This is a genomic window from Enterococcus sp. AZ048 (assembly GCF_051715125.1).
In the GTDB taxonomy this organism is placed as follows: Bacteria; Bacillota; Bacilli; order Lactobacillales; family Enterococcaceae; genus Enterococcus_A; species Enterococcus_A gilvus.
The window spans coordinates 1,448,956-1,461,345 of record NZ_JBIOTD010000001.1 but is presented as its reverse complement, the minus strand read 5'-3'; the positions used below and the strand labels follow the sequence as shown (position 1 = coordinate 1,461,345).

General features: G+C 39.5%; 11 protein-coding genes. 6 read left to right on the top strand and 5 right to left on the bottom strand.

Translation table 11 applies throughout. The features are described from left to right. Positions 1–58: 58 nt before the first annotated feature. Positions 59–1,951 (top strand): endonuclease MutS2, encoded by a 1,893-nt coding sequence (locus IGI66_RS07190; protein ID WP_438848255.1) that lies wholly within the window; start codon positions 59–61, stop codon positions 1,949–1,951. A 38-nt stretch (positions 1,952–1,989) separates the two neighbouring features. Here IGI66_RS07190 and IGI66_RS07185 read toward each other — a convergent pair whose 3' ends face one another. Beyond that, positions 1,990–4,089 carry an LTA synthase family protein gene (locus IGI66_RS07185; RefSeq protein ID WP_086303786.1) on the bottom strand — a complete coding sequence of 700 codons (2,100 nt, stop codon included), beginning with the start codon at positions 4,087–4,089 and terminating at the stop codon, positions 1,990–1,992. A gap of 253 nt (positions 4,090–4,342) precedes the next feature. Between IGI66_RS07185 and IGI66_RS07180 the strand changes: the two genes are divergently transcribed. Further along, positions 4,343–4,732, top strand: a complete 390-nt coding sequence (locus IGI66_RS07180; protein WP_438848253.1) for a tautomerase family protein — start codon at positions 4,343–4,345, stop codon at positions 4,730–4,732. A 30-nt stretch (positions 4,733–4,762) separates the two neighbouring features. Continuing rightward, complete coding sequence (locus tag IGI66_RS07175; RefSeq protein ID WP_438848251.1) at positions 4,763–5,560, top strand: ankyrin repeat domain-containing protein; 798 nt, start codon at positions 4,763–4,765, stop codon at positions 5,558–5,560. 501 nt (positions 5,561–6,061) lie between these two features. On the opposite strand, the gene IGI66_RS07170 is transcribed toward IGI66_RS07175, so the two are convergent. Together IGI66_RS07170 and IGI66_RS07165 are read right to left on the bottom strand one after the other, a co-directional pair. Continuing rightward, a complete protein-coding gene (locus tag IGI66_RS07170) occupies positions 6,062–6,682 on the bottom strand; it encodes a hypothetical protein (RefSeq protein ID WP_438848249.1) in 621 nt (206 codons plus the stop codon). Positions 6,683–6,842: 160 nt separating this feature from the next. Then, positions 6,843–7,466 (bottom strand): NAD(P)H-binding protein, encoded by a 624-nt coding sequence (locus tag IGI66_RS07165; protein WP_438848248.1) that lies wholly within the window; start codon positions 7,464–7,466, stop codon positions 6,843–6,845. Positions 7,467–7,662: 196 nt separating this feature from the next. Between IGI66_RS07165 and IGI66_RS07160 the strand changes: the two genes are divergently transcribed. The 3 genes from IGI66_RS07160 to IGI66_RS07150 are packed head-to-tail and all read left to right on the top strand — an operon-like array spanning position 7,663 to position 9,510. After that, complete coding sequence (locus IGI66_RS07160; protein ID WP_438848246.1) at positions 7,663–8,460, top strand: bifunctional hydroxymethylpyrimidine kinase/phosphomethylpyrimidine kinase; 798 nt, start codon at positions 7,663–7,665, stop codon at positions 8,458–8,460. Beyond that, positions 8,457–8,951: an ECF transporter S component gene (locus IGI66_RS07155; RefSeq protein ID WP_438848244.1), complete on the top strand. Its 495-nt coding sequence runs from the start codon at positions 8,457–8,459 to the stop codon at positions 8,949–8,951. The genes IGI66_RS07160 and IGI66_RS07155 overlap by 4 nt, the downstream gene beginning before the upstream one ends. Positions 8,952–8,967: 16 nt before the next feature. Further along, positions 8,968–9,510, top strand: a complete 543-nt coding sequence (locus tag IGI66_RS07150; protein WP_438848242.1) for a TIGR01440 family protein — start codon at positions 8,968–8,970, stop codon at positions 9,508–9,510. A gap of 59 nt (positions 9,511–9,569) precedes the next feature. Here IGI66_RS07150 and IGI66_RS07145 read toward each other — a convergent pair whose 3' ends face one another. Both IGI66_RS07145 and IGI66_RS07140 read right to left on the bottom strand, forming a co-directional pair. Next, a complete protein-coding gene (locus tag IGI66_RS07145) occupies positions 9,570–11,801 on the bottom strand; it encodes an AAA family ATPase (RefSeq protein ID WP_438849282.1) in 2,232 nt (743 codons plus the stop codon). Positions 11,802–11,824: 23 nt separating this feature from the next. Then, a complete protein-coding gene (locus IGI66_RS07140) occupies positions 11,825–12,304 on the bottom strand; it encodes a DUF6530 family protein (protein WP_010780753.1) in 480 nt (159 codons plus the stop codon). Positions 12,305–12,390: the final 86 nt, after the last annotated feature.

Genomic DNA, 12,390 nt, shown 5'->3' with positions numbered 1-12,390 from the left:
TTTCTTATTAAGTTTCCTAGCTGGAATAGGTATCTCTTCGATCGAAAGGAAGAGACGAATGACAAACGAAACATACATTAAAACACAATTTACCGATATTAAACATCAACTAAGCAGTTACGCCATCAGCAGCTTTGGGAAAAGACGAATTGCTGACACGCAGCCGCATTCAAAGTTGTCTGTTGTAGAAAAAAGATTGACGGAAACGACGGAAGCTAGGCAATTGCTTGATAGTAATCTTCACGTGCCATTTATGGGACTGCAAAGCATCGAACATGTGACCAATCAACTTGAAAAAGGGTTTGTTCTTACGCCACAGGAGCTTATGGAATACGCAGATTTTTTACGCAGTCTGCGCTTGATTCGGCAATTCTTTGAAAAAAATCAAAGCATTGCTCCGCTGTTAAATCGTTATGGTCAAGGACTGAATGACTTTCATGAGATTGAAGAAGAGATCTATCAGGTGATTCGAAATGGTCGAATCATTGATGACGCAAGCAGAGAATTACGAAGAGCACGACGCGATATTGCTGAAACGGAAGACAAAATTCAGGACCTGCTGAAAAAATTTGTTCGCCAAAATAAAGAAAAATTACAAGAAGCAATCATTACAAAACGAAATGACGTATTCACTGTACCGATCAAATCTTCCTATAAGAAGCAAGTTAAAGGAACCATTGTTGAGCTTTCTAGTAAAGGGACTACGGCATATATAGAGCCTAGCAGTGTTAGTCGCTGGAATGAGCAATTGGTTTATCATAAGATGATAGAAGAATCCGAAGTTTATCAAATCTTAGCAACGTTAACAGGCATTCTGTCAGAAGCTTTGCCTGCGATTCATCAAAATATTGAGATCATTGCAGAGTTTGACCACATTTTTGCTCGAGGAAAATTCAGTCGAGAATTAAAAGGGATCACGCCTAAACTAAATGACGAGGGCTATATTCATTTACGTGCGGCAACTCATCCATTAATTGAGAAGGCTGTGCCTCTTGATTTAACGATTGGGAAAACATATCGCGGCTTAACGATCACTGGTCCGAACGCAGGGGGAAAAACGGTCGTATTAAAGACTGTTGCACTCATGAGTCTGATGACGATGATCGGCTTGCAGATCCCGGCAAAAGAGGGCACAGAAATCGCAATTTTCGATCAACTATTCGTTGACATAGGCGACGCCCAGAGTATAGAAAATGCTTTAAGTACATTTTCTGGTCATATGCAAAACATCTCTGAGATTCTTCGATCGACTCGAAAAAATAGTTTGATCTTATTGGATGAGCTGGGCAGCGGAACAGAACCAAACGAAGGGGCTGCACTCGCGATTGCGATCATGGAAGAGTTCTATCAAAAGGGCAGCATATTGATCACGACGACGCACTATGGTGAGATTAAACGATTTGCAGAGCTGCACCCAGATTTTATTACAGCAGCTATGGATTTTGACGCAGAGCATTTAACTCCGAAGTATCGGTTATTGATTGGCCAAACGGGGGAAAGCAATGCGCTATGGATTGCGAAAAAAATGGCTATTTCCGATCAAATTCTCGGGAAGGCACAACGTTACTTTTCAGATCGTACGTATGATCTGAATAAAATAAGCGTGAAAAAGAAACGTAATGCTAAAAATGAAAAATCAGAGACCGTCGAAAAAAATTATTACAAAGGAGACAAGGTATTTTTATTAGAAAAACAAACATCTGCGTTAGTTTATCAGGAAATACCTCTCTCGGAGAACGTAAAGGTGTATCTCGACGGAGAATTTATTGAGGTTCCAAAACGACGAATCGCACTTGAATTTCGAGCGGCAGAGCTTTATCCGGCAGAATATGACCTTGAAACCCTATTCGAAGATTTCCACGTTCGGAAGGAACGACGAGACATTGATCGTGGATCAAAAAAAGCACAACGCAAATTGAGAAATGAAGCGCTGAAAAGACAACAAAACTAAAAAATAGACCTCCAATAAAATTTGGAGGTCTATTTGTATTATTCGTATTGCTGATAGGTTTTCGTCTTATAAAGACCAACCGTTGACTTTTGATTGTTTTCACTATACAGACTAGAAGAATTTGCTCCCTTTTGGCGCTCGATTTCTTCTAATCGGGCCTTTTGATCACGGTAGTCAAAGTCATTTGGATTAATAGAGGTCAATCCGCTATCTTGATAATACCTTAACAGATCACCATTCGTGATTTTATCAGAAGTGATCAATTGCTGATCAACATCTTGATTGAGCTCGACAAATAATTTCTCCTGCTCAGGTGTTGGTTCGCTAATGACTTGAGCGGTTTGATTGTCATACACTTTGCCGCCATAGAATGTATATTCAGGGGTAACAAAATCACCATCACGAAAAGCAACGACCTGCTTGTGGTCTGCCGAGAATAAATCTTGCCCTAATTGCAAATAATTTTTCGAATCAAGCCCTAATAAATGAAGCAGAGTAGGGAGAGCATCTACTTGGCCGCCATAAGTATGATTGATACCGCCATTTGTCACACCAGGTACATGAATCATAAAAGGAACACGCTGCAATTGCGCATTGTCATAATCAGTCCACGTATCTGAATCTTTTCCTAATAACGGCGCCAAATCTTTATTTCGTGTGTTAGAGATTCCGTAATGATCGCCATACAGTACAAAGATCGAGTCGTCATATAGACCGCTGGCTTTCATGTAATCAAAGAATTCCTTTAACGCTGTATCTAAATAGTTGGCTGTAGCAAAGTACCCATTGATCGTTTCATCCTTCGTATTCGCTAACGGGAAGCCGTCTTCTTCGTTTTTAAAGCGAGAATAAGGATAGTGATTTGAAACCGTAATAAATTTGGCATAAAAAGGCTGCTGTAGATGCTCTAAATATTGAACAGATTGATTCAAGAATGGTTTGTCATGCATACCATATTGAAACGAATTGTCATCGTTGATATCGTAATAAGAAGAATCAAAGAAATAGTCGAATCCTAAATGCTTGTATGTTTTGTCGCGGTTCCAGAAAGAAGCTGAATGACCATGGAACACGGCTGACGTATAATCCGCTTTTTGTTTTAAAATATTCGGTGCTGCTTCAAAAGTATTTTTATCGCCCATTTGCGTAAATAATGCCCCTTGGTTTAGACCAAACAAGGAATTTTCCATCAACGTTTCAGCGTCAGATGTTTTGCCGGCTTTGACTTGATGGAAGAAATTATCAAAGCTATAGGTACTTTCCCCGTGATAAAGACTATTTAAGAAAGGGGTCACTGTATGATTGACGCCATTTTCATCCGTAAGCTGATAATCCAGTAAAAACTGCTGGAAGCTTTCCAGATGGATGTAGACAACATTCTTTCCCTTAGCAACGCCGAACATGGAATCATTCGGTTTTGCATAATGGTCTTTCACATAACTCTGTACTTCCTTCAAATCATTTGGGCTAGCTTCTGCGCGGATTTGGTTATTTTGATATGTTTGGTAACTGTCATAAAGGGTAAAGGCATTTACACCTAAGTATTTTACTAAATATTCACGAGAAAATTGCCGACTCAGCAGGCCAGAGCGATCGATCTCGGCTAAGAAAATATTTCCACTTCCGATCAAGAGAGAAAGGGCTGATAAAGCCGCCGCCTGTCGAAATCTTGGATAATCGTCTGCTATAGGAATCTTCTTTTTGAACAACAGAAGTGGGATTACAATCAAATCTAAAATGTAAAACACATCATACCAACGAAAGAGACGAACAGCACTTTCACCTAAACCGGTGGAAACCTGACCCGCGCCCAACATCGTATTGATCGTAATGAAATCTGTAAATTCACGGTAATACACTGCATTTGAAAAGAGCCAAATGGTCAGCAGCGCATAGATGACAAAAAGGGTTCCATACGCGACTTTCGATCGTTTGATAAATAGGCCAATGCTGAGCAATAACATAGAGACGCTCAATGGATTTACAATCAAAATAATAAATTGCATAAGACTTTGTATGCCTAAATGAAAATCAATGACATAGGCAAACATATTTTTCAGCCATAATAAACCAAGCAATAAACTGAAAAAACCAATTCGTGTTTTAATAAACTGACTATATTTTTTTAAATGAGACATTTGCATGCTCCTTAGAGTTATTTTCCATATTCTTAAATAGTTTATCGGTTTTTCGAGCGAAGGTCAAACTGAACCCAGTCAAAAATGCTGATATACCAATATCCCAAACAGATTTTAATCCGAATATAAATAATTCTTAAGAATCAATGACTTTTGAAGAATTTCTTTAGTCTTTTGAAGGTGAGAGCTTCCATTTCACTGAACGATTTTCAAAATGATATAATCAGCGAATACAATAAAGGGGGAAGCTCTAATGCCGTTAATGAAAATCGATATGATCAAAGGACGCACAGATGAGGAGATCAAAGAAATCCTGGATATCTCTTATCACGTGATGTTAGAAACGTTTCACGCACCATCAGGGGATCGCTATCAGATAGTTACACAGCATGAACCTCACGAAATGCAAATTTTAGACACGGGGTTAGGGTTCGATCGGACGAACCAAGTACTTGTTTTCAGCTTGACGACTCGACCACGAACAACAGACGAGAAAAAAGCCTTCTATTCAGAATTAGTTCGGGAATTAAATGAGCAGGTCGGAATAAGGCCTGAAGATGTCATGATCAATTTGACAGTCAACTCGGATGAGGATTGGAGCTTCGGTTTTGGAAGGGCTCAATTTTTAACAGGTGAATTATAAACAAATTATTTATAGAGAAGGAGGAGGCTCTTGAAAAAAATACTAGCACTTGCAGCTTTATTATTCGTTTTGAGTGGCTGCCAACGAGCATCACAAAATAATAACGCAGCAAATAGCTCATCATCTGCTGAAAAAGCAGTTTCTGAAGCAACAACAACGAAAGATTCTACTTCGTCACTCGTTTCTTCGACGAACACAACACAATCAAAGGAGGAACAGTCAATGACAAACGTACCAGGAAGCCTGATTCAATCCGTATCAGCAAATGATACAGCAAAAGTGACCGAAATCTTAAAATCAAGCCCAAATATGATTGATGAAGTGAACGCGAATGGAGAAACCCCTTTACTGATTGCGGTTCATAATAATCAAATCGATCTCGCAAAACTCTTGATAGACGCTGGAGCTGATGTCAACAAGCAGGATGCTAAGAAAGACAGCGCGTATCTTTATGCTGGCGCAGAAGGTAGAACTGAAATTTTGTCATATATGTTGTCACATAGTCAGCCGAATCAACAAATCACAAATCGTTTTGGTGGCAATGCGTTGATTCCAGCTGCTGAAAAAAGCCATCTCGAGAATGTAAAATTGCTGTTAGCGGATGGAAATGTGAACATCAATCATCAAAACAACTATGGATACACAGCATTGATTGAAGCTGTTGCATTAAGAGACGGTTCGCAAGTTTACCAAGATATTGTCTCAGAATTACTTAAACACGGTGCAGATCCAGATATCAAAGATAATTATGGCAAATCCGCAAAAGATTATGCCCATGAGTTGGGTTATGGCAATATGTCCAAGATGCTGCAAGAAAACAAACGATAAACGGATTCATTTCTATTACTAGATTTAAAGCAGATTAAATTCAGTCAGCTTTAAATTTTTTGTTTTAGTTTACATAATATACATTAAACAAAGTTATATAGTATAAAACTATCAGTTCATATCTAATTAAGCTCCTGATTCAATCGATTTCCGACTCCAGATCATTTTAGTCTTCTTTTGAGTTTTTACATGTATTTTTTAAGTTTCAATCATTTTTTACTTCTTGTTACTAGATTTTTCTAAATGACTCTATTTAGATTCGATCGATATTTAATCGTTGCTGGATTTTTTATCTTTGATTCATTTACTTATTTTTTAAAGTGATCGTTGATCACTTTGATAATGCCATTTATTTTAGATTAGATCGCATCATGAAAATTCTTGAGTTAAGATTTTGCCGTCATGTGAAATTTAAAACAAATCCTCTGCATGATTACTTATACTAATTATTAAAATGACAAAACAAAAATAGCCATATACGCGTTCATTCTGCGCAATTGGCTATTTTTTTATTTTTGAGCGCAAGGCTCTTATCTTTTCTAGTGAAAGTATTTTTGGCTGTTCTTCTACTGGATGTTCCGCTGCTTCTTCTTTTTGCTGTTGGACAAGTTTGATTCCTCGATACTCAGCCCGAAAAATGGTGCGCTTGATTTCTTCGACCTGCGCCAACTTATCTATTGCATCGGGAGCATGTTTCAACAGCTCGGTGGTCTTCTTTATATGGATACGTTCAGTAACTTTTTCATCAAAATAGCTTGCTATTGCCAGATTAATAACTAAACCGATCAATAAAAAATTATCTGTCACACTGGAGCCGTTTATATAGCCATTATTGAATAACCATAAAACAAAACAAATCAAAGCGATCGTACTGAAGACTTGATAAACTCTCAACGCTTTTTCTTTTCTGCTTCGATCAGCGAACAAAGGCTTGGCTTCATTGAACAAAGCAAGGTATGTATTGCGTGCTTGAACAAATTCAGGTTGTGTTTTTTTCGCTGTCTCGTAGGCTTCTTTTTTAGAAAAACCCTGTTCCTTCATATAGTATTTCGCAATTTTTCTTTTTCGAATCATTTGAACCCCCTCTTCGATCGTGGAATCATGGATATGTTGAAGATTCATAAGGCCTCTCCTTAATCAACGAATTCTAGTTTTAGCAGTCTCTATTTTATCATTAAGTTAATAGAAAAACTAAGAAATTATTTAATATTTTTCGCCTCGTCTGAATAATGCAAAGAGAAAACCACTCAGATAGGCATTCCGTCTAAGTGGTTTTATTTCTTTATAATGATTCGATGGCTTCTTTAATGGGTGTATTTCCGTCCCCCATCAAAATTACTTTTTTAAAGGTGTTTTCTTGTTCAAGCAACTCTGCTAAAACCGCCGATACATTTTCAATGGCGTTTTCGGTTACTTCTTTGACATCGGTAGTTATTTTTCCGCTGCCAGGAATTTCTTTTAAGCTGCCTGGTTGTAAAATCGTGTAGTTCAAGTTTGTTTTGTCGATCAACCAGTGGTCAGAGAAAAATTTTGAGATATTATAGTCAGTCAATGAACCGCTCCATTTGTCAGGTTGCAAAGCGAAAAGCGAACTCAAATGAATGTAGCGTTTGATCCCCTTTTGCTCCACGGCTTGCATTAATTTTACAGCGCCGTATAAATCAGTTTGAAGCAGATCCTTTCCTCGTGATCCAGCGACGAAATAGACGACTTCTGCATCTCCCAAGGTATCGGCGATTTCATCAACACTACCGTGTAAATCTAAATGAACGGGTTTTACAGAAGTGCTGTCATCAAGCGTTTCCGCATGACGTGCCCCCGCATAAATAAAGTGTCCTTGTTTCACTAAATAGTTGATTAATTCTTCGCCAACTCTACCAGTGGCGCCAGCTACAAATATTTTCATAAACATGATCCCCTTTCTCATCCACATGCTAACGTATTTCTTTTCGCGGAACAACTATTTACACTTAAAATTGGATGAGACAATAAACAACCAATTGGCTGTTTATTTTTGACCTCACCCCTTTATAATTGAAATCATTAACGATGTCCCTTTAAGCGGCATACCAATAATGACAAAAAACATAAGGAGCTATTCTATGACAAAAACCGTGTTGACTATTGCAGGGTCAGACACGTTAGCTGGCGGCGGCTTACAATCTGATCTAAAGACATTCGAGAATTACCAGCTATTTGGGTTGACAGCGATCACTTGTATAGCAGTCGAAAAAGATGGGCACTTTGAGATAAATGATCTGCCATCTGAATTGCTCCGTGATCAGTTACAGTCAATAGAAAAAAACGTTGCATTGAACGGTGTGAAAGTAGGTCTAGTTCACCAGTTGGAATCTTTAAAAATCGTGAAGGCCTTTCTGCGTACCTTCGATGGACCAATTGTTTTAGACCCTGTAATGGCTTTTAAGGAAACCGACGATGTTTACAATGGCAGTTATCGAGCGAAGTTAATCGAGCTCTTCCCTTTTGCCTCCATTGTTACGCCGAATTTGAGGGAAGCAGAACTATTGAGTCAGCAAACCATTCGAACCTTGGAGGATATGAAGCATGCAGCAAAAAAAATTCTTTCCTTAGGTGCACACTCAGTGGTGATCAAAGGTGGTGAACGTTTTTCTGGAGCGTTTGCGTCAGATTTATTTTATGATGGAAATGAATTCCATTCCTTCACTAAAGCTAAATTAATCACTCCGACTATTAATGGCGCCGGGTGTACATTGGCCTCTGCCATCACAGCGAATTTAGTGTCAGGTAAACCAATGATCGAAGCGATTGAAAATAGCAAAGACTATGTGTATCAAGGAATCAAAAAAGGCCTCCCCCTAAAAAACGGTGAAGGAAATGTCTGGTTCGGAGAGCGCATTGAAACGGAGGTCTTCACATGAAAACAAAAGAGCTCACTAAGCTTGCGATGATGATTGCATTGACGGTCACTCTCTCACTACTATTCATCATTCCAATTCCTGCTACAAAGGGATTTGTGACACTTTGTGAGGTGGGAATTTATGCTTCTGCCTTGCTTTTCGGACCGAGTGGCGGTTTTCTAGTTGGCGCCCTGAGCGGTGGTCTGATCGACATGATTTCAGGTTATCCAGAGTGGGCAATTTTTTCAATTATTATTCACGGTCTTCAAGGATTTATCTTAGGGTACCTCTATAATAAATACCCGAGTAAAAAAAGCCTTGCAATTGGATTTTTATTGGCGAGCGTATTTATGATTGCTGGCTACGCGTTCGCTACGGCTCTCTTATTTGGCTGGCCTGCTGGATTGGCTTCGATACCAGGAAATAGTATTCAGAATATCTTCGGTATTGCAGTGACGGTTCCCCTTTACCATACCTTACAAAGAGTCTTGCGTCATCCTCAATTTAAATAGAAAGAAGTTATCTAAAATGAAAAAAGAAAGTATTCAACAGCAACTGAAGACAATTACCAATGATGTGCTTGATGCTGCGAATCTAAGAGCTGGCGATACCTTCGTGCTAGGCTGTACTACAAGTGAGATCGTTGGCGGAACAATTGGAAAGAACTCAAGCCAAGAAGTGGGCCAATGGGTCATTGAAGCTTTAAAAGAAGTTCTTGATCCTAAGGAAATTTATTTAGCGGTGCAAGGCTGCGAACATATTAATCGATCGGTGGTTGTCGAGCGTGCGCTTGCCGATAGAAAAGATTGGGAGATCGTTTCAGTTAAGCCGGCATTGCATGCTGGCGGCTCTTGTTCTGTCGCTGCTTTCGAGCAATTCAAGGACCCGGTTGAAGTGGAGCACATCGTTGCACAAGCAGGAATTGATATTGGCGACACCTCTATCGGCATGCATGTAAAATATGTACAAGTTCCTGTTCGTCCATCGATTAAGGAATTAGGCGGTGCGCACGTGACAGCTTTGCGGAGTCGACCTAAGTATATTGGTGGGCCACGCGCCACTTATGAATAAGCCGCAACATCAAAAATAACACAACGAGTACCTAATTCACTCGTTGTGTTATTTTTTTATTATACAAATCGGGCGATCAATTGAAGAAGTTGTTGCGGCAATGTCGAAATATCAGAAATATCGACGAAATGGTTGTCGCCGTACAGATCTCTTAATTGTTCCTTATCTTCACCTATCGCACAGGCAATGAATAAGATGCCCTTTCGTTCATAGTCGTCTAATACGTCTTGAATATCCTGCTTCGCTTTATTTCCTGTATAATCAGGCAATGCTTTCGGTTGCCCATCACTGATTGAGAGCAGCACTTTTGTATCGGCAGATTGGTGACTTAATTTTTCTGCTAATACTTTTAAAGGGACACCATCGCGGTTGTTTTGCCGCGGCTTCATAGTGGAAATTTTAGCGGCCATAAAGTCATAGCCATCATCAAACTCTTTGTATGAATAAATGGATGTTTTTTCTCGTTGACTAAGGTCTGCCGAATCACCATAGAGCATCAAAGGAATCTTCGTTCTTTCAGCGAAAAGACTTAGAGCTACAGCAGCCAACTTCGCATTTTCGATCCGGTCATCACGCATCATTGATCCCGATTCGTCTACTCTGACCGCTAAAGCCAACGAAGGTTGCTCATTGGGAGGATTCTTCTTATCAAAATTACGTAAATCACTATAAGCCACGTGACTAGCGTTGAATCGCGACCCATAATACTTGTTGCTGGCATAATCATTGCTGACCTCTTTATTTAATAAATCATTGATTACACGGCTGAGGCTATCGACTTCAGGCAAGACCTGTTTCGTTAATTCTTGTCCTTGTTGGATCGCTTCCTGATTGATTGCTGGGCGGTGAAGAATCGTTCCTTCTTTTGCGTGAATTGTCTCTTTTAAACTTTCACGAATCTCACGATTTAGTTCTTTGCGTTTGTTCTTATCTATCTCTGCCATTTCTTCAAGCGACATTGCAGAACCTATTTTTTCTTCCTCATCCATTGAAGCAGTTGTACTTTGGGCTTCCGTATTCTCACGTTCCGCCTCTTCGGCGATCGTTCCTGCCTCTGGTTGCTCTTTTTCAATAGAAGCTATTTCTTCCGCTTGCTCTATTTCCGGCTCTTTAGGAAGTGACGTTTCTGTAGGCTCACTTGTCAGTGTTGTCTCTTCCGCTTCTTCTAAAATATTCCGTTGTTCCGCTTCGGATTGACTGATTTTTCGCCCTTTTGTCAATTTTTTTTGATTCTTAACTTGCTGCAGTTCTGTTAAAAGTCTGCTTTGTTCCAAGGCCTCTTGTAAAATTTTTAACTCTGTTTCGTCCGTTGTTAATTTGTAAAGTACTTTTGGAAAAATACTTTCTAATGGATCTTGTCCTTGTTTTAAGCTATTGACCCAAAAGAAATAAGAGCGCATACCCGCGACGCCTTTGATTGCATTCGCCTTTGCTGTTTCATCCAGCAAGCGAATGATTTCCGCCATAATTTCTAAATAATCCTGGTCTGCGAAATTGGTTTTGGCGATCGCCCGCGCAATCATTACCTCAATGGACGGCAGATCCATTTTTTCTGCGTGTTGCATTCGGTCTCTTAGCGATTCATTTAATGGACGATTTCCTTGATAATTTCGATTTGTCGTAATAACGACAACACAATCAGAGTGTCTGCGAATGATCCCTGTAGGAATATTCAATAGCCCATTTGGCTCTAATGCGGAATTCAAAGCGACTAGCACAGAAGCATCCCGTATCACTGTCGGTTCTTGAATTTCTAACAAATAGCCTTTTTGCATCGCACGAACGATCTCAGAAGGATAAAATTTGTACTCCACAGTGGTCGAGCTTTCTACATGATCTATTCGTTCAATCAATGTACTTAATCGCGCTCTTGCTTGATCGCTGTCAATTTGAAAATGTTTTTCAATGACAGACAATACTTCTTGCAATGAATCCGTTTGATAAATTGCTTCTAACAACTCTTGATCGTCCTCATCATCACTTCTCACAACAGGCAACAAGGCACCGAAAACATCTGTCTTATCCATATCCGCAAAACAAGTTACTTTTGTGTAAGGCAACTGCAAATCATCCGAAAGCGCGCGTGCAAGCTGTGTTTTACCAGAACCCGCATCTCCTTCTAACAAAACATTCATAATTTTCATTTCAGGGTCAAGCCAGTTCAGCTTGATTTCCGAAGCAATTCGCAGTTCTTCTTGGCTAGTTTTATGACTGGCTGGTTTGCGCCAGATCATTTGCTTTTCGACTTTAGTGAATCTCCGTCCTTCTGTTATTACAAAAGGCATTTCCATCATAACTCACCTCATTGTTTGATTTAGTAACCCAATTCGTCTAATAAACGTTTCAATGTACGATAACGTTGAGCTATCAGGTCGCCGTCTTTGTTCATCGTGTCATTGAATAAGACGATGTCTTCATCAATTTTAGGATTTTCAGTATCCACTTTTACTTCCATTCGTCCGCCTTGAAGTCCAAGAATCTCTACTTTTGGATTTTCTGGATCATAAAATTTTTCATAGCGATACGCATCCTGAAGATAAATGCTGGATTGAGCAACTAAGATAGCCAGGTCTAATATACGGGTAATAGGTAATTCTTCTGATTGACGTGACCATTTTTCCCCTGTGTGACGCCAGACTTTCCCTGAGATATCCACGCGACCACGGTCGTTCCACTGTGCCAATCCTAATGTAAGACCCTTGGCATCACTGTCCCAGGCATTGTGTCCATCTATTTTATCGTAATCCTCCACGAGAAAAACAGGTTTATGCTTCAAATTTGTTGGTATTTTCATACGATATCCTCCTCACGATAAGTACTCGTTTAGTAAATTACTAAACTACTAATGATGCCAGAATACGCAATTCTTCTCATTTTTGC

What these genes read in the sequence shown, in the direction of transcription:
- IGI66_RS07190 (WP_438848255.1), top strand. Translation starts at nt 59, where the DNA reads ATGACAAACGAAACATACATTAAAACACAATTTACCGATATTAAACAT.
- IGI66_RS07185 (WP_086303786.1), bottom strand. Translation starts at nt 4,089, where the DNA reads ATGTCTCATTTAAAAAAATATAGTCAGTTTATTAAAACACGAATTGGT.
- IGI66_RS07180 (WP_438848253.1), top strand. Translation starts at nt 4,343, where the DNA reads ATGCCGTTAATGAAAATCGATATGATCAAAGGACGCACAGATGAGGAG.
- IGI66_RS07170 (WP_438848249.1), bottom strand. Translation starts at nt 6,682, where the DNA reads ATGAATCTTCAACATATCCATGATTCCACGATCGAAGAGGGGGTTCAA.
- IGI66_RS07165 (WP_438848248.1), bottom strand. Translation starts at nt 7,466, where the DNA reads ATGAAAATATTTGTAGCTGGCGCCACTGGTAGAGTTGGCGAAGAATTA.
- IGI66_RS07160 (WP_438848246.1), top strand. Translation starts at nt 7,663, where the DNA reads ATGACAAAAACCGTGTTGACTATTGCAGGGTCAGACACGTTAGCTGGC.
- IGI66_RS07155 (WP_438848244.1), top strand. Translation starts at nt 8,457, where the DNA reads ATGAAAACAAAAGAGCTCACTAAGCTTGCGATGATGATTGCATTGACG.
- IGI66_RS07150 (WP_438848242.1), top strand. Translation starts at nt 8,968, where the DNA reads ATGAAAAAAGAAAGTATTCAACAGCAACTGAAGACAATTACCAATGAT.
- IGI66_RS07145 (WP_438849282.1), bottom strand. Translation starts at nt 11,801, where the DNA reads ATGGAAATGCCTTTTGTAATAACAGAAGGACGGAGATTCACTAAAGTC.
- IGI66_RS07140 (WP_010780753.1), bottom strand. Translation starts at nt 12,304, where the DNA reads ATGAAAATACCAACAAATTTGAAGCATAAACCTGTTTTTCTCGTGGAG.